Below are 19843 nucleotides of genomic sequence, written 5' to 3' on the forward strand. Positions count from 1 at the left end.
TGCTCCTCGCCGTCTCAGCTCGTGTCTCGGCTCGCGTCGATGCTCAGCCAGCGCCGGCTGCGCCCGCCCGGCTCGTAGACCGAGTCCAGGCGCTTCGCCACCACCCCGGGCAGCCCCTGCTCCCGCCCCGTCCGCAGCGCCTCCCGGCCGGCACCGGGGAACCACGGCGGAGTCTGCCAGTGCGGGCCGGCGAGCGCCAGGCCGTCGAGCAGCTCCCGGCGCTGCGCGTACGGCAGGTCGAGGCTGGTCACGCCCTCCATCCAGAGCAGATCGAAGATCAGGTACTGGGCGTCGGGGGTCCGGCGTCCGCCGCGCGCCGGCCGCACCCGGCCGGCCCGGTCGATGCGCACCAGGACGCCGTCCAGCACGGCCTCCGTGGGCGCCAGCTCCTCGGCCAGCTCCCGCAGCCAGGGGTACGTCCCGGAGACGTCCTCGTCGTCCTCCGCGAGCAGCCGCAGCCGCCCACCCGAGACGTACGCGACGGCGCGTACCCCGTCCCAGCGCAGCTCGTAGCCCCACTCCGGCTCGTCCGCCGGCAGCTTCGCCGCCCGGGTGGGGTGCATCGGACGGACCAGCTCCGGCATGCTCGTCCAGCCCTCGGGCGGCGGGTCGGTGCGCCGGACCATCCAGTCCCGCCCGCCCCTGCCGCCGGTGGCGAAGAGGACGTACCGCCCGGATGTGCGCTCGCCGTCCAGCACGACGATCACCTCGTCGTCGCGCCACTTCTCGCAGTGGTAGGTGCCCTGGTCGTGGACGGTCATCCGGCCGCCGCCGTACTCGCCGGCCGGGATCTCGCCGTGGAAGTCGAGGTATTCCATCGGGTGGTCCTCGGTGTGCACGGCGAGGTGGTTGCGGCCGGTGTCGCGGGGCAGCCCGCGCGGCACCGCCCAGGAGGCCAGCACCCCCTCGTGCTCCAGGCGCAGGTCCCAGTGCAGGCTCCGGGCGTGGTGCTGCTGGATCACGAACCGGGCCGTGCCGTCGGCGGGCCGCTTCCTCCCCGGGGGCCGCTTCGGCACCGGCTCCGGGGTGCGCGCCGCGTCCCGTCTGCGCCGGTACTCCTCCAGCGGGTCAGCCACATCCGCATTCTCCGGCAATCCGCGCCGACCCGCCGGCCGCCCGGATGTCCGGTCGCCCGGGCATGTCGTGGGTCATCACGGGTAGACCGCGGCATGGACCACGAGGACCAGCCCACCGTTGCGCTCCCGGGCGAGGGGCGGATGCCCCTGCTCGGCTTCGGCACCTGGCAGGCCACCGGCCAGGCCGGGTACGACGCGGTGCTCGCCGCGCTCGACGCCGGCTACCGCCACGTCGACACCGCCACGATGTACGGCAACGAGGAGGAGGTCGGCCGGGCGGTCCAGGAGAGCGGGCTGCGCCGCGAGGACGTCTTCGTCACCACCAAGCTGCCGCCGGACCGGGTCGGACGGGAGCGGGAGACGCTCGAGGCCAGCCTGACCGCGCTCGGCACCGACCACGTCGACCTGTGGCTGATCCACTGGCCGCCGGAGAACCCGGCGGACAACATCCCCGTCTGGCGCGAGCTGCTCGCCGCCCGGGACGAGGGGCTCGCGCGCGCGGTGGGGGTGAGCAACTACGGCACCGGCCAGCTCGACGAGCTGATCCAGGCGACCGAGGAGAACCCGGCCGTCAACCAGATCCGGTGGAGCCCCTCGTTGTACGACCGGCAACGGCACAAGGAGCACCGGGACCGGGGAGTGGTGCTGGAGGGTTACAGCCCGTTCAAGACCAGCGACCTCGCCCACCCGGTGCTGACCCGCATCGCCGCCGCGCACGACGTCTCCCCGGCCCAGGTGGTGCTCCGCTGGCACGTCGACCACGAGATCGTGGTCATCCCCAAGTCGGTGACCCCGGAGCGGATCCGCGTCAACGCCGACATCTTCCACTTCTCGCTGACCGCCGAGGAGATGCGCGACATCGACGCCCTCGGCAACCCCTGACGAACCCCTTCCGGCATTCGGAGCGGGGCTCGGTCCGGGGTCCGCCGTTGCCAATTTCCTTCAGCCTGAATAGGGGCGATGAAGGGTATCGACATAGATGCTCGTGACGATATACCGTGCGCGTCACCAGTTCATCGATGAGTCGGAACCCCTCCGCCCTTGTCTGAAGGAGCGCCATGAACGCGTCACGACCCGCCCGCCTCCCCCGACGCGGGGTGCTGGGCATGTCGGCCCTGGTGGCCACCGCGGTGGCCGTAGCCGCCAAGCCCGCCACGGCGAGCGCCGCGCCGCTCGCCGCGCCGAAGGCCGAATGCCTCGCCGACCTGCTCGGGGAGTCCTGATGGCCACCATTCCCTGGCTGGTGGACGTCCTGCGGGGAGCGGGCGTCCAGGTCGTCGTCGAGGGCGACTGGCTCAACCGCATGCGCGCGGGCTCGTTCGACCCGATCGGCGTGCTCTGGCACCACACCGCCGCCACCTCCAGCGCCAGCAACCCGCACCCGGCGCTCAACGTCTGCATCAACGGCCGCTCCGACCTGCCCGGCCCGCTCTGCCAGGCCCTCGTCGACTACCACGGTGTCTTCCACGTCATCTCCGCCGGGCGCTGCAACCACGCGGGCGTCAGCCGGGGCAGCGGGCCGATCCCCGCCGGCGACGGCAACACCCTGATGATCGGGTGGGAGATCGACTACAACGGCGTGAACCAGGAGATGACGGCGGCGCAGTACAACGCGTCGATCGCCGCCACGGCCGCCGTGCTCAAGCGGCTGGGCAAGGACGCCAGCTACGCCCGGGGCCACCGCGAGACGAGCACCAGCGGCAAGATCGACCCGTCCTTCATCGACCTGAACACGATGCGCGCCGACGTCGCCGCGAAGATGGCGGGCGGCGGCAACACCTGGAGTTCCGTGGTGGACAACTCCACCGCCGGACGCTTCACCGCCAGCGCCAGCTGGGGCACCTCGGCGTACTCGGCCCAGCGCTACGGGACCGACTACCGCTTCGCCCAGCCCGTCGCCGCCAGCGACGCCGCCTGGTACAAGTTCAACGTCCCGGCGACCGCGAACTACCGGGTCGACGCCTGGTGGCCGGCGGTCTCCGGCTACAACACGGCGACGCCGTACATCGTTGCCACCACCACCGGCAACCGGACGGTCATCGTCAACCAGGCGGCGACCGGCGGGCAGTGGCGCTCCCTCGGCACGTTCACGCTGCCGGCCGGGGACGCCAACCGGGTCGCGGTCAGCCGGTGGAGCTCCGCCGCCGGCCTCGTCATCGCCGACGCCGTCCGGCTCACCCGGGTCTGACCCGGCCGGCCCTGAGACACGCGACGTCCGCCAGGCACCGGGGTGGCCCGGCGGACGTCGCGTCCGGCGTTCAGGAGCGCGAGCAGGCGGTCCCGTTGAGGGTGAAGCTGGTCGGTGATGCGTACGCGCCGCTCAGCGTGCCCTGGTAGCCGAAGCTGGCCGTGCCGCCCGGGGCGAGCGAACCGTTCCAGCTGATGTTCCGCGCGGTCACCGCCGAACCGCTCTGGCTCACCGTGGCGTTCCACGAGCTGGTGATCTGCTGCCCGGCGGGCAGGTTGTAGGCCAGCGTCCAGCCGTTGATCGGGCTCGACCCGGTGTTGGTGATCTGCACGTCGGCGGTGAAGCCGTTGCTCCACGAGTTCGGCGTGTACTTCACCGCGCACCCGGCGCCGCCCGGCGGGGGAGTGCTCGGCGGGGGCGTGGTGGGCGGCGCGGTCGTGGGCGGCGGGTTGCCGCCACCGTTGACCGCCGCCGAGAACGAGGTCACCGCGAGGCCGGCGCCGCCCTGCCACGGCTCGAAGCCGGCCTGGATGCTGGTCAGGTACCAGGAGTTGGTGATCGCGCCCCGGTTGCGGGTGTCGTTGATGAACGCCAGCAGGTTGAGGTTCGCGCTGCTGATCGCCGACGGCGCCAGGTAGGAGATGACGTTGTTGGAGCCGTTGCTGCCGCGCCACACCTCCCAGCTCCGCCCGTCGATGGTGGCGGTGCCGACCGGGGAGCCGATGGGCTGGATCGGCCCCTGCCGGTTGAGCCAGATCATGATCTCCATCTGGTTCACCCCGTCGCGCTTCGGCGACGGGTCCAGCCAGATGTCGTACGAGGCGTTGTAGATCGCGTTGCTGACGTACCGGTAGGCGATGTTGCTGGTGGCGCTGCTGATCTGGCTGACCTGGATCGGCAGGTTGGTGCCCGGGGAGCAGTTGGTGTAGTGGCAGCCGAGGAAGATCGACGGGTACGCGGTCGGCGCGCCGTTGGTCGGGTTGCTGCCGTTCTGGGTGGTGATCTCGAAGCCGCTGCCGGTGACGTTGATGCACTGCTGGGCGGTGGTGCCCCAGCGGTTGTTCTGCACCACGTAGCGGCCCTGGATGGTGGTGGAGCCGTACTGCTCGCAGATCTGCGTGTCGGCGCTGGCGGTGCCGCCGAGGGCCACGGCGACGATCGAGCCGGCGGCGAGCAGCGCGGCTGCCGCGAGGGCCCGGAGTGGACGTTTCATGATGCTCCTTCGGCTTCGGCGCGGAACGCCGGACGGAGTCGGTCGGCGGGCGCGGGAGCGCTCCCACAACCCTTCGACACATTTACATCTCTGAAACCGCAGCGCAACGGGCCTGGGGTATTGGAGAGGTAAGTGAGGTTTGTCACGCCCGAGTCGCTCGGCGGCAGGTCGTCCTCCGAAGCGGGCGCGGCGGGCGCCGAGGAGTGTTTCGCCTGGGACGATTGACTCTGGTGTGTGCCGATTGCGCCGAGTAGTGTCTTGCCTCCAACGCGTGCCGAACCCCTCCGGAGGCGTACACCACCATGGGTGGCTCTCCCCTGCGCATCCTCGTCGTCGGCGCGGGCATCGCCGGTCTGGCCGTGGCCCGGGCGCTGCGGATGGCGGGCTTCCGCCCCGACGTCACCGAGAGGCTGCCCCCGGGCGAGAACGCCGAGACCGGTCTCTACCTACCCGGCAACGCGGCCCGGGCGCTGTGCCGCCTCGACCTCGACGGGCCCGTACGCCCGCTCGGGCACGTCATCCACCGGCAGCGGTTCCTCGACGCGGCCGGGGCGCCGCTGTGCGAGGTGGATCTCGACGCGCTCTGGTCCGGGGTCGGCGAGTGCCGGGCGCTGCCCCGGACGGAACTGCACCGGGTGCTGCTCACCGGCGCTGGCGGCGCCGTGCGGCACGGCGCCGAGGTGCGCGCCGTCGACCTGCTGCCGCACTCCGTCGGCGTCACCTTCGTCGACGGCACCGCCGCCGAGTACGACCTCGTCGTCGGCGCCGACGGGCCGCGCTCCTCGATCCGGGCCCTGGCCGCGCTCGGCGGTCCGCCCCGACCCGCCGGCCAGGTCGTCTACCGCAGCGTGGTGCGCGACGGGCCCCCGGTCGCGGAGTGGACCGCCCTGCTCGGCCAGCGCGCCGGCTTCCTGGTCGTGCCGATCGGCGCCGGGCGGCTGCACTGCTACGCCGACGAGGCCGGCACCGTCGCGCCGGCCGACCCGACGGCCCGGCTGCGCGAGCTCTTCGGCGACTACGGCGGACCGGTGCCCGCCGTGCTGGAGGCGCTGGACGGGGTGCACGTCGCGGTCACCGAGGAGGTGGAACTGGGCTGCTGGTCCCGGGGACGGGTGCTGCTCGTCGGGGACGCCGCGCACGCCACCGCACCGACGCTGTCCCAGGGCGCCGCGATGGCGCTGGAGGACGCCGTGGTGCTCGCCGACTCCCTCCACGCGACCGGAGGCGACGTCGAGGCGGCCCTGGCGGCGTACGAGAGTCGTCGTCGCCCGCGTACGCGATGGGTGCGGGACCGGACCCGGGACCGCAACCGGACCCGGGACGTGCCGCCGGCGCTGCGCGACCCGCTGCTGCGCGGGCGCGGCGAACGGATCTTCGGCGAGCACTACCGGCTGCTGCTCGGCCCGCTGTAGCGGCCGGCGGCCGAGGGCCCGGTGCGCCGGGGCCGTGCAGGCTACCCGACCACCCCACGCGGCGTAGCCACCTGCCGGGGACTATCCTCCTTGCGGATGACGGCCCGCAGATAACCAGCGCGTGCCGAGCGGGACAACCCAGAACCGGAGGCCACTCGTGACCACCGTCGCACCCAAGCCGGTCGTGACCCGGCCCTGGCCGGTCCGAGCGCCGGTCAAGGGGTCGGCCATCGCGCGGCTGCTGCGTACCACGGACGCGAAGCAGATCGGGATCATGTACATGGTCACCGCGTTCGCGTTCTTCATGATCGGTGGCCTGATGGCCCTGATCATGCGGGCCGAGCTGGCCCGACCCGGGCTGCAGTTCCTGTCGCCCGAGCAGTACAACCAGCTGTTCACCATGCACGGCACGATCATGCTGCTGTTCTTCGCGACGCCGATCGTGTTCGCCTTCGCGAACTACGTGGTGCCGCTGCAGATCGGCGCGCCCGACGTGGCGTTCCCCCGGCTGAACAGCTTCGCCTACTGGCTGTTCCTCTTCGGCGGCACGATGACCATGGTCGGCTTCCTCACCCCGGGTGGCGCGGCCGACTTCGGCTGGACCGCGTACGCGCCGCTGAGCTCCGTCGAGCACTCGCCCGGCGTGGGCGCGAACCTGTGGGTCGTCGGCCTGGTCATCTCGGGTCTGGGCTCGATCCTCGGCGCGGTCAACGTGATCACCACGATCCTGACCCTGCGCGCGCCCGGCATGACGATGTTCCGGATGCCGATCTTCACCTGGAACATCCTGGTCACCGGTCTCCTGGTGATCCTGGTCTTCCCGCTGCTGGCCGCCGCGCTGATGGCGCTCGCCGCCGACCGGCTCCTGGGCGCCCACGTCTACGACCCCGCGACCGGCGGGCCGATGCTCTACCAGCACCTCTTCTGGTTCTTCGGCCACCCCGAGGTGTACATCATCGCGCTGCCGTTCTTCGGCATCATCTCCGAGATCATCCCGGTCTTCTCCCGTAAGCCGATCTTCGGCTACAAGGGCCTGGTCGCCGCGACCATCGCCATCGCCGGCCTGTCGATGAGCGTCTGGGCGCACCACATGTTCTCCACCGGCCAGGTGCTGCTGCCGTTCTTCAGCTTCCTGAGCTACCTGATCGCCGTGCCGACCGGTATGAAGTTCTTCAACTGGATCGGCACCATGTGGCGCGGCCAGATCAGCTTCGAGACGCCGATGCTCTTCTCGATCGGCTTCCTGGTCACCTTCCTCTTCGGTGGTCTCACCGGCGTGCTGCTGGCCAGCCCGCCGATCGACTTCCACCTGCACGACTCGTACTTCGTGGTGGCCCACTTCCACTACGTGCTCTTCGGCACGATCGTGTTCGCCGTCTTCGCCGGCATCTACTTCTGGTTCCCGAAGATGTTCGGCCGGATGCTCGACGAGCGGCTGGGCAAGGTGCACTTCTGGCTGACCATGATCGGCTTCCACACCACGTTCCTGGTGCAGCACTGGCTGGGCAACGAGGGCATGCCGCGCCGGTACGCCGACTACCTGCCCGGCGACGGCTTCACCACGCTGAACATGGTCTCCACCATCGGCGCGTTCATCACCGGCATCTCGACCCTGCCGTTCATCTGGAACTGCTGGAAGTCGTACAAGGCCGGCCCGGTGGTCGAGGTCGACGACCCGTGGGGTCACGGCAACTCGCTGGAGTGGGCGACCAGCTCCCCGCCCCCGCTGCGGAACTTCGACCGGATGCCGCGGATCCGCTCCGAGCGGCCGGCGTTCGACCTCAAGTTCCCCGAGCTGGCGGCCGGCGGCCAGAGCCTGGCCGGCCCGCCGGAGGGCGGCGCCAAGCCGCTGACCAGCGAGTCCGACGGCGGCGCCAGCTACCGCGAGGACACCGCGAGCGACGCCGACCGGCGCTGACGCTCCGCACCACGTACGACGGGCGCCACCCCACCCGGGGCGGCGCCCGTCGGCGTTGCGAGGGGTACGCCCCGTGGCGGGGGCAGGCGCTGACGACCCGGACCGGGTCGCCCTGACCCCTCCGCTGCCGCCCACCCCGGCGGCCCCGCCCAGCGCCACAGCCTGAGCGCGGGCCTCCTGATCAGTTGATGGAGAACCGGGCCACACGGCGCATGGACACCGGCTGGGCATCAACCGATCTTGTCGCCTGCCCGGTGCCCCGCCGGACTGCCGGGACCGGCCCAGGGCCGCTCAGCCAGGGCCGTCGGGCCGGGGGCGCCGGGTCAGGTGGCGGGGGTCGGGACGAGTTCGGGGGTGGGCGCGAGGGTGGCGGCGGTGCGGCGGCGGCGCAGCTCGATCGGGAGCACGGCCAGCGCCACCAGCGCCCCGACCGCGCCGGTGACCGCGAAGCCCCAGGCCGGTGCGGAGGCGTCGATGACGGCGCCCGCGAGGGGCGCGCCGACCGCCATGCCGATCGTGACCGCCGAGCCGTGCAGGCCCATCGCCTCGCCGCGTACGGAGGCGGGGACCAGCCGGCTGACCGCGTCCGAGGTGGCCGCGATGGTCGGCGCGCAGAGCGCCCCGGCGGGGATCAGCGCCAGGCAGAGCAGCCACCAGTGCGCCCCGCCCAGCCCGACCGGGATGGTGCAGAGGCTGAGGGCGGCCATCAGGACCAGCGGCGGGAAGGAGCGGGTGACCGCCCCGTACGCGAAGCCGCCGACCAGCGACGCGACCGCCCAGACGGCGAGGACGGCGCCCGTCCACCCGACGTCGCCGTTCTCCCGCAGCACGGCGACCACCGCCACGTCGGTGCCGCCGAGCACCAGCATGCCGGCGGCGCTGACCGCCAGCACGGCGAGCAGGCGCGGGGTGAGCCACGACCGGCGGGGCACCCGCGGCTGCGGGCCGGCCGGCTCGCCGCCGCCGCGGATGGGCGGGTTCAGCACCCAGAACGCGATGCCGGCGGCGACGATGCCGGCGCCCACCAGGTGGAGCGTGGTGCGCGGGGAGATCGCGGTGGCCGCCGCAACGGCCAGCGCGGGGCCGACCATGAACGACAGTTCCACCGACATCGAGTCCAGCGCGTACGCGGGGCGGCGCCGCTCCGGCGGCACCATCGCGGCGATGGACTGCCGGATCACCGAGAAGATCGGCAGGGCGAGCGAGCCGGCCAGGAACGCGGCGGGCAGCAGCACCGGGTACGGCAGCATCGGTGCGGTGGACCAGAAGACCGCCTCGGCGATCCCGGTCAGCACGAGCACCGGCCGCAGGCCGCGCCGGTCGACCAGGCGGCCGAGCAGCGGGCCGCCGATCGCGGCTCCCACGGTGATCGCCGCGCCGACGAGCCCGGCCGCTCCGTAGCCGCGCCCGAGGTCGAGCACGACGTAGAACGTCAGGGTCACCCCGGTGGCGGTGAGCGGGACGCGGGCGAGCACCGACACCAGCAGCAACGACCGGAGACCGGGCAGGGCGAGCGCCTCCCGGTAAGGCTTCAGGTTCATGTCGGTGCGTACCTCCGCCGGACATCCTCGGCCGGAGGTACGACACCCGCCAACGAATTACGGCCTCATGCGGCCCTGATCACAGGCTCCCCGCGCAGGGTCACCCCGGCGCCGTCCATCGCCCGCAGCGCGACGTCCGTGGTGGGCGGGGCGACGGCGGCGGTGAGGTCCAGCAGGACGGTGGTGGCGAAGCCCTCCCGGGCGGCGTCCAGGGCGGTCGCTCGTACGCAGTGGTCGGTGGCGATCCCCACCACGTCGACCCGGTCCACGCCACGCTGGCGCAGCCAGTCGGCCAGGCTCTCGCCGCCCTCGGCGTGCCCCTCGAAGCCGGAGTACGCGGCCGCGTACTCGCCCTTGTGGAAGATCGCCTCGATCCGGTCGGTGGCCAGGTCGGGGTGGAACTCCGCGCCCGGGGTGCCCACCACGCAGTGCCGCGGCCAGCACTCCACGAAGTCCGGCGGGTCGCCGAAGTGGGCGCCCGGGTCGACGTGGTGGTCCTTCGTCGCGACGACGTGGTCCCAGCGGTCCGGCTCGGCGGCGAGGAGCCGGGTGATCCCGGCCGCCACGCCGGCCCCGCCGCCCACGGCCAGCGAGCCGCCCTCGCAGAAGTCGTTCTGCACGTCCACGATGATCAGCGCGTTGCTCACCTGCTGCTCCTTCGTCAGTCGGCCGGGACGACCGTGACCGGGATGGCCGGGTCGCCGGCGGAGAGCTTGAGGCCCTCCCAGGGGATGGAGATCAGGCACTGTCGCAGGTGCTCCCGCGACTCGTCCAGGGTCGGCCGGTCGACCGGCTCGCCGCAGGCCAGGAACGAGTGCTGGAGCAGCCGGTCGTTGGGCCGGGGGTCCGGCACGCCCTGCGGCACGACGATCTCCTCGGTGGCGGTGCCGGTCGGCTTGTGCCGACGTACGGCCACCTTCCGGCCGCCGATGGTGGCCTTGTGCTCGGAGCGCTTGACCACCGGGCGGCCCTCGACCTCGACGAGCTTGTAGACCAGCCCGGCGGTGGGCGCGCCGGAGCCGGTGACCACGGCGGTGCCCGCGCCGTACATGTCGACAGGCTCGGCGGCGAGCGAGGCGATGGCGTGCTCGTCGAGGTCACCGGAGACGATGATCTTGGTTTCGGTGGCGCCCAGCGAGTCGAGCAGCTCGCGGGACTGCTGCGCGATCACCGCCAGGTCGCCCGAGTCGATCCGCACCGCCCGCAGGTCGGGCCCGGCCACCGCGATCGCGTTGCGGATGCCCTGGCTGATGTCGTACGTGTCGACCAGCAGCGTGGTGTCCTTGCCCAGCGTGGCGACCTGCGAGGCGAACGCGGCCCGCTCGTCGGAGTGCAGCAGGGTGAACGCGTGCGCGGCCGTGCCGGCGGTCGGGATGCCGTAGCGCAGCCCGGCGGCGAGGTTCGAGGTGAACCGGAAACCGGCCAGGTACGCGGCCCGCGCCGCGGCCACCGCCGCCTCCTCGTGCGCGCGCCGGGAGCCCATCTCGATGAGCGTCCGTCCGCGTGCCGCGGTGACCATCCGCGCGGCGGCTGCGGCCACGGCGCTGTCGTGGTTGAGCACGGAGAGGATGAGCGTCTCCAGCACCACGCACTCGGCGAAGCCGCCGGAGACGGTGAGGATCGGCGAGCTGGGGAAGAACAGCTCGCCCTCGGCGTAGCCCTCGATGTCGCCAGTGAAGCGGTAGTCGCGCAGCCAGGCGGCGGCCTGCTCGTCGACCACCCCGGTACGCCGCAGGAAGTCGACCTCGTCGGCGTCGAAGCGGAAGTCGCGGATCAGCTCGATCAGCCGGCCGGTGCCGGCCACCACCCCGTAGCGACGACCTGCGGGCAGCCGGCGGCTGAACACCTCGAAGACGCAGCGGCGGTCGGCGGAGCCGTCGCGGAGGGCGGCACTGACCATGGTCAGCTCGTAGTGGTCGGTCAGCAGCGCGGGGCGAAGGGTGCTCACCGCCCCAGCCTAGGGTTCACCCGCCATCGCCGCCGTCGTGGCCCGGGATCGCCCGCAGGGCGGCCCGCAGCTCGGCCCGGCCGGCGACGCCGAGCTTGCCGTAGATCCGCTGGAGGTGGTTCTCCACCGTGCGGGCCGAGAGGTAGAGCCGCTCGGCGATGACCCGGCTGGTCACCCCGTCGGCGGCGAGCCGGGCCACCTGCCACTCGCGTTCGCTCAGCGCCGGGAGGCCGGCCTGCAACGCCGGGGTACGGACCAGGTCGCAGCGGCCGAGCAGGGCGGCGAGGTGTTCCCGGGCCGCGGCCGTCGCCGGGGACCGCTGCCGGCGCAGCCGGTCCAGGGCGGTGGCGGTGGCCTCCGCCGCGTAGACGGTCAGCTCGAGCGCGTCGAAGCCGTCGGCGACCGCCAGCAGTTCGTCGGCGGAGCCGCCCGCGGTGGCCCGGGCGTGCCGGGCGAGCAGCGGGGGCAGCAGCCCGTCGACCCGCTCGGAGAGCTCGGCGAGCCGCTGCGCGACGGTGCGCCGGCCGCCGTCGGAGCAGGTCGGGCCGAGCGGCGCGGTCGCCTGGCCCAGCCGGACCAGGTCGTGCAGCACGTGCACCTCGTGGCCGGCGAAGCCGTCCGCGCGCAGCCGGTCGGCCAGCCCGCTCAGGTGCTTGACGGCGCCGGACACGTCGCCACCGGCGGCGAGCACCGCGCCCCGGGCCTGCTCCAGCCACGGGTACAGCACGATCATGCCCGGGGCGTGGGTGCGGTCGGCCTCCGCCATCGCCTCGGCCGCCTGCGCGGCGTCGCCCCGCAGCGCCGCCGCCTGGGCCCGCTCGGCCTGGGCCAGTCCCGCGTAGACCCGGCTGGTGGCGAGCACCGCGCAGGCGCCGAGGCTGGTCCGCAGCGCCGCGTCGCTCTGGCCGCGCAGCCGGGCCGCGTACGCCTGGAGGATGGCCAGGTAGCCGGTGCCGAGCCGGAAGTCGCCGGCCCCGGCCAGGTCGGCGAACTCGTCGGCCACGATCGCGTCGATGCCGGCCAGGTCGCCCGCGAGCGCCAGCCGGGTGCCCCGGGCCAGCTCCAGGGCCAGTTGCAGGTACGGCATGTCCGCCCGCCACCGGCCCGCCTCGGCCTGCACCCGGTTGATCGCGGTGGCGCTGCGGTGCAGCTGCCCCTGCGCGGCCTGGAGGTGGGCGATCGTGCTGCGCGCCAGCTCCCGGGCGGCGACGCTCGCGGCCGGCCGGTCCAGCACCGTCTGCCCGAGCCGCAGCGCGATGCCGGTGTCCAGCCGGTGCAGCCGCATGATGCCCTCGAAGGCCAGCACCCGGGCCTGGTCGGCGGAGTCGGTCAGGGTCGACCGGCGGGCGGCGATCTCCTCCACCGTGGACTCCCGGCTCAGCCCCCAGTAGCTGACCATGCCCCGCACGGTCAGCCAGCGGCTCAGCCGCCGGTCGCCCTCGATGTCGGTGGCGACCGCGTCCAGCACCCCGATCGCCTCGTCCGGCCGGTCGGCGAACATCAGGATGGTGGCCAGCAGCTCCGCCGCGTCGAAGCCGCCGCCCGCGTCGAGCGCCGCGCGGGCCAGCCGGGTCGCCAGCGGTACGTCGTAGCGGGCGAACGCCTGTCGGGCCGCGTCGAGCAGCAGGGCCGGATCCTGCGCGGTGCCCGAGTCGAGCCGCCACACGGCCACCCGGAGCAGGTCGTCGCGGCGTCGCTTGCCGACCAGCTCCAGCAGCTCGGCGAGGCGGGCCTGCAACCGTCGCGTCCGGCTGACGGGGCAGCGGCGGCGCATCACCTCGCCGTAGAGCGGGTGGGCCAGCCGCACGTTCGCCCGGCGGTCGTCGTGTTCCACGGCGATCAGCCCGCGTTCCTCGGCGGTCTCCACGTCCACCGGCTCGGCGGCCTGGTTGAGCAGGTGCAGGCCGAGCGGTTCACCGAAGGCGACCAGCTCCACCACCCCGCGTACGCCCGAGGTGAGCTGGCCGATCCGCACGTCGATCAGGTCGGTCAGGTTGGGCGCCAGCTCCAGCCGGCCGGTCCACTTCCAGATCCCGTACGTGCGGGTCAGCTCCCCGCGGTCGGCGGCGAACACCAGCTCGCGCAGCAGCAGCGGGTTGCCCTCGGAGAGCCGGCCGAGCCGGTCGGCGGAGGTGGCGTCGACCGGTCCCTCCAGGATCGCGGAGAGCAGCCGCGTGGTCTCGGCCGGCGGCAGCGGCCTCAGCTCGACGTGGTCGACCAGGCCGTCGGTCCACAGGGCGCGGATCGGCAGCGGGAGCTGCTCGCCGTCGCGTGACGTGCCGACGACCGTGGCGTTGTCGGAGCGGGCCACCAGGTGCACCAGCGCCGCCGACGGCGGGTCGAGCAGGTGCGCGTCGTCGACCGCGAGCACGATCCGGCGGCCGGCCGCCTGCTGCTGCAGCACGTCCACCGCCCAGCGCAGGATGCCGGCGGGGGAGAGGCCCTGCGGCTGCTCCGTCGGGAGCACCTGGACGAGACCGCCGAAGGGGAGCGCGGCCGTGGTGGCGCTGGCCGCGATCGTCCAGACGGCGTACCCGTCGCGGGGGAGGGCCGCCATCCCCTCGCGCAGCAGGCGGCTCTTGCCGATGCCCGCGTTGCCGCTGAAGAAGATGCCCCGCCGCTCCGCGCCGGTCACCGCCGACAGCAGACGGTTGAGCTCATCCATTCGGCCGACGAACCCCCACCGACTCATCGGGGCAGCATATCGATCGGAATCCGTCCGCGTGCACATCGTCACGCACCGAAGTTGAGTAGTCTCGTGATTACCTCTGAGTATTCGAAGTGTTCGGTCCCGGGACCTGGCCGCCCGTACTCTTCCGGCATCCGGGTGCCGTCACCGGACGATTCCATGCGGCCGGCCGCTGCCGGTCGCCTGCCACGGGAGGCCGCTTTCGATGAAGCCCGGTCCTCTCCCCGCCGTCGACAGGCCCGACGACATGGCCGGAGCCGAACGGCCCCGTCGGGACCGGCTGCCCGTCCGGCTAGGGGTGACCGAGCCCCGCCCGGAGGAGCCGCTGGCCGTGATCGGCGTCGGCCCGGCCGCCGCGGGGCGGCGCGAGGTGCTCGCCCACCTGCTCCAGCTCGATCCCGCCATGCTCGCCGTGCCCGCCGGCAGTTGGCTCGTGGTGCGCCACTCCCAGGTGCCGACGCGGGCCGCGTACGTGCCCGGCTACCGTCAGCCCCACTCCTACGGCGCCGACCGGCTGGCCGCCGGGCCGGCGCTCGCGCGCCCGCCGCGCCGGGTCGAGCTGAGCCTGCCCGAGCCCCTGCTGCGGCACTTCAGCCTCGTCGACACGCCGGACACGGGTGCCCTCGGGGCGGCCGGCGGCCGGCTGCTGCTCGACGCGGCGGGCCGGTCCGGGGCGGTGCTCTTCGTGATCGCCGCCGACCAGGCCTTCACCGCGGTCGAACTCCACCTGCTCGCCGACCTGGCCCGTGCCGGCGTCGGGGTCGTCTTCGCGGTCACCCCGGGCGCCGGCGGCTGGGCCCCGGTGCCGGAGGGCGCGGCCACGACGGAGGGCACGGGGGCGTCCGTCGGGTCGGCCCCCGCACCGGTGGACCCGGTCGCGGTCACCGTCGAGGCGCACCGGGCGGCCCTGCTGGCCGCCGTGCCCGGGCTCGCCGACGCCCGCTGGTTCCCGATCGACGCCGCGGCTGACGGGGCGGACCTGCGCCGGGCGCTGGTCGGCTGGGCCGCCGACGAGGGGCTGCGACGGGCGAGCGCCGAGCCGCCGGTGCTGCCGGGGTCGCAGGGCCGGGTGCCGGTGGTGGCCGACCCGGGTGGCTGGTCGGAGCAGCTCGACCGGCAGGCCCGGTCCTCCTCCCGGCGCATCCGCCAGCACCTCGCCCTGGAGGTGGCGAACATCCACCTCCGCGTGGTGCAGGAGATCGTCTTCGGGGTCGGTTGCGCCGGCCTGCCGCAGCTGCTCGACCGCGAGATGGAGGCGCTGTCGCTGCTGGCCACCGCCCAGTGCGACGAGGCGGTGCGCGGGCTCGTCGAGGAGGCCGCCGGTCGGGTCTTCGGCGCGCCGCTGCCGGCGGGTGTCCGGCGGCGCCTCGACGCCCCGCTGCGCTGGGGCCTGACGGAGCACCGGGGCGAGCACGAGCTGGACCGCGTGCTGCTCGTCACCAGCACCGGCGGCGTGGCGGGACTGGCCGGGACCGGCGCGACCGACACGCTGGCGAGCTACCCGGGCGTGGCGCGCGTGGAGGTGCTCCCGCCGGTGGCCGTGGCCCTCTCGGGCGGCTGCTGGCAGCACTGGCGCAGCCCCGGCAACCACGACCCCAACGCCGCCCGGGCCTGGGCGCAGCGCGCGCTGCGGGAGGTCGAACTGGAACTGTGCCGGGAGGTGTCCCGGCGGTTCGAGGTGGTCCGCCTCTCGCTGGACGGGGTGCTCTCCGATGCTGTCGACCACGGCATCCTGCTCGCCTGAGGGCGATCTGGTCGCCTGCGGCGTCGGTGCCGGGCGGCCGTCGCCCGCTGCCGCCCACGCCCTTGACCAGGCAGGACGCGGCGATCCGCGCCGGGCCGGCGTTCCGGTTCCTCGGTTCGCCGACTCCGGTGGCACGATGGGGGGCATGGCGGCTCCGCAGGTTGCACCTGTCGAGACGCCGGACACCGATGAGGTGCCGGCGTCCGACCGGCCGTGGGTGACGATCGTGTGGGACGACCCGGTCAACCTCATGACGTACGTGACCTGGGTCTTTCAGAAGCTCTTCGGCTACAGCCGGGAAAAGGCGGAAGAGCTCATGCTCGACGTGCACCACAAGGGCCGCGCCGTGGTCTCCAGCGGCGCCCGGGAGCGGATGGAGCACGACGCGTCGCAGCTGCACGCGTACGGGCTGTGGGCGACGGTGGACCGGTCGTGAGCATGTTCCGTCGCCAGGGCGACCGCTACGTCGTCACCTTCGCCGTCGACGAGGTGCGGGTGCTGCGGAAGGTGGCATCCGAGGTGGTCGGGCTGCTCACCGACGGCTTCGACCACACCGACCCGGTGGTGGGCCGGCTCTTCCCCGAGGTCTACCCGGAGGACCCGTCCGGCACGGCCGAGTTCCGCCGCTACACCGAGGGCGACCTCAAGACCGCCAAGATCGACCAGGCTGGCGCGATCCTCGCGTCGCTGCCCGACGAGGCCGGCGGCGAGGTGCGTCTCGACGCGGAGGCGGCCGAGGCGTGGCTGCGGGCGCTCAACGACGCCCGGCTGGCGATGGGCGTCCGGCTGGAGATCAAGGACGGCACCGATCTCGGCGAGGAGCTCGACGACGCGGTCGCCGAGGACCCGACCTCCAGCCGGGTGTTCCAACTGTCGGTCTACGCGTACCTCGGCTATCTCCAGGAATCCCTGCTCAACGCCTTGATCGACTAGGCGTGACCGGCACCACCTCAACGTCGCGGCAGGTACGCGTTAGGCTGGACCACGTGCTGAGCATCGACCGGTCGATCATCGACGCGATCGTCGCCCACGCCCGGCGGGACCACCCCGACGAGGCGTGCGGCGTGGTCGCCGGTCCCGCCGGCAGCGACACCCCCACCCGGCACATTCCGATGGACAACGCGGCCCGTTCCATGACGTTCTACGAGTTCGACTCGATGGAGCAGCTGCGGGTGTGGCGCGAGATGGACGACCGGGACGAGGAGCCCGTCGTCATCTACCACTCGCACACCGCCACGGAGGCCTACCCGTCCCGCACGGACATCTCGTTCGCCGGTGAGCCCGGCGCGCACTACCTGCTGGTCTCCACCCGCGACGCCGACACGGAGGAGATCCGCTCCTTCCGGATCGTCGACGGCGTGGTGACCGAGGAGCCGGTCCGGATCGTGGACGCGGGGGTGGACCCGCACGCCGTGCAGTCCTACATGTTCGGGCAGAGCCCGGCGACGGTCGACTACGAGTGTTCCGGCCGCTGATCCAGCGCCGTCACACCCGTTTACGTCCCGTCACCCTTCGGCACGCCCGACCATCATCGAGGAGCACGACACCATGGCCATCGAGGTTCGCATCCCCACCATCCTGCGCAGCTACACCGGCGGCGCGAAGGTCGTCGAGGGCGCCGGCGACACGCTGGGCGACCTGCTCGCCGACCTGGACTCCCGGCACGCCGGCCTGAAGGCCCGGCTGGTCACCGACGCCGGTGCGCTGCACCGCTTCGTCAACGTCTACGTCAACGACGAGGACGTCCGTTTCCTCGGCGCGCTGGACGCCAAGCTCAACGACGGCGACAGCGTGACCATCCTGCCGGCCGTCGCCGGTGGCGCGTTCGGCTTCGCCGCGGCTGCCGCGATCGCCCAGCACGGCGCCGCGGTCGCCGCGCGGTCGGCCGCCGCCGCCCGCTGACGGGGGCGGTCGCCATGGCGCGGTACGACAGCCTTCTCGACGCCTGCGGAGGAACTCCCCTGGTCGGGCTGCCCCGGCTCTCGCCGACGGTGCCCGACGGGGCGCCGCCGGTGCGGCTCTGGGCGAAGCTGGAGGACCGGAACCCGACCGGCAGCATCAAGGACCGGGCGGCCACGTTCATGGTCCGGGCGGCCGAGGAGTCCGGCCGGCTCCGGCCGGGCGACACGATCCTCGAACCGACCAGCGGCAACACCGGCATCTCGCTGGCGATGGTGGCCAAGCTGCGCGGCTACCGGCTGGTCTGCGTGATGCCGGAGAACGTCTCGACCGAGCGGGTGCAGCTGCTCCGGATGTACGGCGCGGAGATCATCTTCTCGCCGGCGGCGGGCGGTTCCAACCAGGCGGTCGCCACCGCCAAGCAGATCTCGGCCGAGCACCCCGACTGGGTCATGCTCTACCAGTACGGCAACGAGGGGAACGCCCGGGCGCACTACGAGACCACCGGCCCGGAGCTGCTGCACGACCTGCCCACGATCACGCACTTCGTGGCGGGCCTCGGCACCACCGGGACGCTGATGGGCACCGGGCGCTACCTGCGCGAGAAGGTCGACGGCATCCAGGTCGTCGCGGCCGAGCCGCGCTACGGCGAGCTGGTCTACGGGCTGCGCAACATCGACGAGGGCTACGTCCCCGAGCTCTACGACGCGTCGGTGCTGTCCCGGCGCTTCTCCGTCGGCACCCGCGACGCGGTGCTGCGGACCCGGCAGCTCGTCGAGGTGGAGGGCATCTTCGCAGGCTTCTCCACGGGCGCGATCCTGCACGCCGCCCTGGCGGTGGCGCACGAGGCCGTCCGCGCCGGCCAGCGGGCCGACGTGGCCTTCGTGGTCTGCGACGGCGGCTGGAAGTACCTCTCCACCGGGGCGTACGGCGGCACCCTCGCCGACGCGGAGGAAGCCCTGGAGGGCCAGCTCTGGGCGTGACGTCCCGTGGCCGGGCGGCCGACCCACGTCGGTGGCCCGGCCGCCCGTCACGGCCCCCGCGACGTGGCCGGCCCGCTCACCCAGCGCTACCGTCGGACGCCGTCTCGTCACGGGATCCGGGCGGGCGGCCCGGACGGGTGTCACGTTGGTGACAACTTCCTGTGGATGACTCTTGTCGTCGCGCGGGCGCGCGTAGGCTGCCCTGCGTGGTGTACGCGCCGGTAGAGATCATCCACAGCGGGACCGTCGACGCGGAAACTACGCATAGTTACAGTGAGAAGACTCGATGCGACTGACCGTCCTGGGCTGCGCGGGCAGTTTCCCCGGTCCCGAGTCCCCCTGCTCGGCCTACCTCGTCGAGGCGGACGGCTTCCGGCTGCTCGTCGACTTCGGCTCCGGGTCGCTGTCCAACCTCCAGCGCTACGCGGGGCTGCACGCCCCCGACGCCATCATCCTCACCCACCTGCACTGCGACCACATCCTCGACGCGGTGACGTACGTGGTGGTCCGCCGCTACGCCCCGGACGGCCCCTACCCGTCGCTGCCCGTCTACGCCCCCGCCGGCGCACCGGACCGGTTGGCCGCCGCGTACGGGCAGGAGGACGGCACGGTCGAGGACGTCTACCAGTTCTACGCCCTCGAACCCGGCACCTTCCCGATCGGCCCGTTCGCGGTCACCGTCGACCGGGTGAACCACCCCGTCGAGACGTACGGCGTCCGGCTGGAGCACGGCGGCCGGGTGCTCTGTTACTCCTCGGACACCGCGCCCTGCGACGCGCTGCTGCGGCTGGCCCAGGACGCCGACACGTTCCTCTGCGAGGCGAGCTACCTCGACGGCGTGGAGAACCCGCCGGACCTGCACCTGACCGGTGGGGAAGCCGGCGAGGTGGCGACCAAGGCGGGGGTGGGCCGGCTGCTGCTCACCCACCTCGTGCCCGCCTGGGGCAGCGAGGCGCACACCGTGGCGTCGGCCGGCGCCGCCTTCGACGGGCCGCTCGAGGTGGTCCGGCCCGGCGCCAGCTACGAGATCTGACCGGGCAATCCGACGTCCGGCCGCTCCGTGCCTCGCGCGGGGCCTCGAAAACCGGGTCGTCCGCCTAATATCTCGCCGGTGAGCCGATCGCCCTGCACCGACGGCTGGCCGAGGCGCTGGCGGACGGCCCGGTCCGCTTCGGGGGGCACGAGTTCTGCGGGGTGGTCGGCGCGGTCGGCGCCGGGGTCCGGAACTACCG

18 protein-coding genes are annotated in these 19843 nt (G+C 73.3%); 12 read left to right on the forward strand and 6 right to left on the reverse strand.

Annotated elements, in window-relative coordinates:
- Positions 1–14: 14 nt before the first annotated feature.
- Complete coding sequence (locus tag F6X68_RS07780; RefSeq protein WP_151453610.1) at positions 15–1076, reverse strand: DNA polymerase ligase N-terminal domain-containing protein; 1062 nt, start codon at positions 1074–1076, stop codon at positions 15–17.
- 93 nt (positions 1077–1169) lie between these two features.
- Here F6X68_RS07780 and F6X68_RS07785 point away from each other — a divergent pair, with 93 nt between their 5' ends.
- The 3 genes from F6X68_RS07785 (at position 1170) to F6X68_RS07790 (ending at position 3264) form a co-directional block, all read left to right on the forward strand.
- A complete protein-coding gene (locus F6X68_RS07785; protein ID WP_151453611.1) occupies positions 1170–1958 on the forward strand; it encodes an aldo/keto reductase in 789 nt (262 codons plus the stop codon).
- Positions 1959–2134: 176 nt separating this feature from the next.
- A complete protein-coding gene (locus tag F6X68_RS33410; RefSeq protein WP_165947736.1) occupies positions 2135–2299 on the forward strand; it encodes a hypothetical protein in 165 nt (54 codons plus the stop codon).
- Entirely contained in the window at positions 2299–3264 is a 966-nt protein-coding gene (locus F6X68_RS07790) for an N-acetylmuramoyl-L-alanine amidase (RefSeq protein ID WP_151453612.1), read from the forward strand. The genes F6X68_RS33410 and F6X68_RS07790 overlap by 1 nt, the downstream gene beginning before the upstream one ends.
- Positions 3265–3334: 70 nt before the next feature.
- Here F6X68_RS07790 and F6X68_RS07795 read toward each other — a convergent pair whose 3' ends face one another.
- Complete coding sequence (locus F6X68_RS07795; RefSeq protein ID WP_151453613.1) at positions 3335–4477, reverse strand: cellulose binding domain-containing protein; 1143 nt, start codon at positions 4475–4477, stop codon at positions 3335–3337.
- A gap of 302 nt (positions 4478–4779) precedes the next feature.
- Between F6X68_RS07795 and F6X68_RS07800 the strand changes: the two genes are divergently transcribed.
- Both F6X68_RS07800 and ctaD read left to right on the forward strand, forming a co-directional pair.
- Positions 4780–5889 (forward strand): FAD-dependent monooxygenase, encoded by a 1110-nt coding sequence (locus F6X68_RS07800; protein WP_151453614.1) that lies wholly within the window; start codon positions 4780–4782, stop codon positions 5887–5889.
- A gap of 157 nt (positions 5890–6046) precedes the next feature.
- Positions 6047–7807, forward strand: a complete 1761-nt coding sequence (gene ctaD / locus F6X68_RS07805; protein WP_132233840.1) for a cytochrome c oxidase subunit I — start codon at positions 6047–6049, stop codon at positions 7805–7807.
- Between the two features lie 323 nt (positions 7808–8130).
- On the opposite strand, the gene F6X68_RS07810 is transcribed toward ctaD, so the two are convergent.
- From F6X68_RS07810 to F6X68_RS07825, 4 genes are all read right to left on the reverse strand, one after another.
- Positions 8131–9348 carry an MFS transporter gene (locus F6X68_RS07810; protein WP_151453615.1) on the reverse strand — a complete coding sequence of 406 codons (1218 nt, stop codon included), beginning with the start codon at positions 9346–9348 and terminating at the stop codon, positions 8131–8133.
- 65 nt (positions 9349–9413) lie between these two features.
- A complete protein-coding gene (locus F6X68_RS07815; RefSeq protein ID WP_151453616.1) occupies positions 9414–9995 on the reverse strand; it encodes an isochorismatase family protein in 582 nt (193 codons plus the stop codon).
- Positions 9996–10009: 14 nt separating this feature from the next.
- Complete coding sequence (locus tag F6X68_RS07820) at positions 10010–11296, reverse strand: nicotinate phosphoribosyltransferase (RefSeq protein ID WP_151453617.1); 1287 nt, start codon at positions 11294–11296, stop codon at positions 10010–10012.
- 16 nt (positions 11297–11312) lie between these two features.
- Positions 11313–13988, reverse strand: coding sequence for a LuxR C-terminal-related transcriptional regulator (locus F6X68_RS07825; RefSeq protein WP_151453618.1), 2676 nt, complete (start codon positions 13986–13988; stop codon positions 11313–11315).
- 202 nt (positions 13989–14190) lie between these two features.
- On the opposite strand from F6X68_RS07825, the gene F6X68_RS07830 reads away from it, so the two are divergent.
- The 7 genes from F6X68_RS07830 (at position 14191) to F6X68_RS07860 (ending at position 19644) form a co-directional block, all read left to right on the forward strand.
- A complete protein-coding gene (locus tag F6X68_RS07830; protein ID WP_151453619.1) occupies positions 14191–15729 on the forward strand; it encodes a hypothetical protein in 1539 nt (512 codons plus the stop codon).
- Between the two features lie 145 nt (positions 15730–15874).
- Positions 15875–16165, forward strand: a complete 291-nt coding sequence (gene clpS, locus F6X68_RS07835; RefSeq protein ID WP_101414370.1) for an ATP-dependent Clp protease adapter ClpS — start codon at positions 15875–15877, stop codon at positions 16163–16165.
- Positions 16166–16167: 2 nt separating this feature from the next.
- Positions 16168–16662 (forward strand): DUF2017 domain-containing protein, encoded by a 495-nt coding sequence (locus tag F6X68_RS07840; RefSeq protein ID WP_192581321.1) that lies wholly within the window; start codon positions 16168–16170, stop codon positions 16660–16662.
- A 53-nt stretch (positions 16663–16715) separates the two neighbouring features.
- A complete protein-coding gene (locus tag F6X68_RS07845; protein WP_132233852.1) occupies positions 16716–17204 on the forward strand; it encodes a Mov34/MPN/PAD-1 family protein in 489 nt (162 codons plus the stop codon).
- A 73-nt stretch (positions 17205–17277) separates the two neighbouring features.
- Positions 17278–17631, forward strand: coding sequence for a MoaD family protein (locus F6X68_RS07850; protein WP_132233854.1), 354 nt, complete (start codon positions 17278–17280; stop codon positions 17629–17631).
- A gap of 14 nt (positions 17632–17645) precedes the next feature.
- Positions 17646–18611 carry a PLP-dependent cysteine synthase family protein gene (locus F6X68_RS07855; protein ID WP_151453620.1) on the forward strand — a complete coding sequence of 322 codons (966 nt, stop codon included), beginning with the start codon at positions 17646–17648 and terminating at the stop codon, positions 18609–18611.
- A gap of 286 nt (positions 18612–18897) precedes the next feature.
- Positions 18898–19644, forward strand: coding sequence for an MBL fold metallo-hydrolase (locus tag F6X68_RS07860; protein ID WP_132233858.1), 747 nt, complete (start codon positions 18898–18900; stop codon positions 19642–19644).
- The last annotated feature ends 199 nt before the right edge of the window (positions 19645–19843 follow it).

Origin of the sequence: Micromonospora sp. AMSO12t (genome assembly GCF_008806585.1) — a bacterium.
In the GTDB taxonomy this organism is placed as follows: Bacteria; Actinomycetota; Actinomycetes; order Mycobacteriales; family Micromonosporaceae; genus Micromonospora; species Micromonospora reichwaldensis.

What these genes read in the sequence shown, in the direction of transcription:
- F6X68_RS07860 (WP_132233858.1), top strand. Translation starts at nt 18,898, where the DNA reads ATGCGACTGACCGTCCTGGGCTGCGCGGGCAGTTTCCCCGGTCCCGAG.
- F6X68_RS07795 (WP_151453613.1), bottom strand. Translation starts at nt 4,477, where the DNA reads ATGAAACGTCCACTCCGGGCCCTCGCGGCAGCCGCGCTGCTCGCCGCC.
- F6X68_RS07855 (WP_151453620.1), top strand. Translation starts at nt 17,646, where the DNA reads ATGGCGCGGTACGACAGCCTTCTCGACGCCTGCGGAGGAACTCCCCTG.
- clpS (WP_101414370.1), top strand. Translation starts at nt 15,875, where the DNA reads ATGGCGGCTCCGCAGGTTGCACCTGTCGAGACGCCGGACACCGATGAG.
- F6X68_RS07825 (WP_151453618.1), bottom strand. Translation starts at nt 13,988, where the DNA reads ATGAGTCGGTGGGGGTTCGTCGGCCGAATGGATGAGCTCAACCGTCTG.
- F6X68_RS33410 (WP_165947736.1), top strand. Translation starts at nt 2,135, where the DNA reads ATGAACGCGTCACGACCCGCCCGCCTCCCCCGACGCGGGGTGCTGGGC.
- F6X68_RS07800 (WP_151453614.1), top strand. Translation starts at nt 4,780, where the DNA reads ATGGGTGGCTCTCCCCTGCGCATCCTCGTCGTCGGCGCGGGCATCGCC.
- F6X68_RS07840 (WP_192581321.1), top strand. Translation starts at nt 16,168, where the DNA reads ATGTTCCGTCGCCAGGGCGACCGCTACGTCGTCACCTTCGCCGTCGAC.
- F6X68_RS07785 (WP_151453611.1), top strand. Translation starts at nt 1,170, where the DNA reads ATGGACCACGAGGACCAGCCCACCGTTGCGCTCCCGGGCGAGGGGCGG.
- F6X68_RS07810 (WP_151453615.1), bottom strand. Translation starts at nt 9,348, where the DNA reads ATGAACCTGAAGCCTTACCGGGAGGCGCTCGCCCTGCCCGGTCTCCGG.
- F6X68_RS07790 (WP_151453612.1), top strand. Translation starts at nt 2,299, where the DNA reads ATGGCCACCATTCCCTGGCTGGTGGACGTCCTGCGGGGAGCGGGCGTC.
- F6X68_RS07850 (WP_132233854.1), top strand. Translation starts at nt 17,278, where the DNA reads ATGGCCATCGAGGTTCGCATCCCCACCATCCTGCGCAGCTACACCGGC.
- F6X68_RS07830 (WP_151453619.1), top strand. Translation starts at nt 14,191, where the DNA reads ATGAAGCCCGGTCCTCTCCCCGCCGTCGACAGGCCCGACGACATGGCC.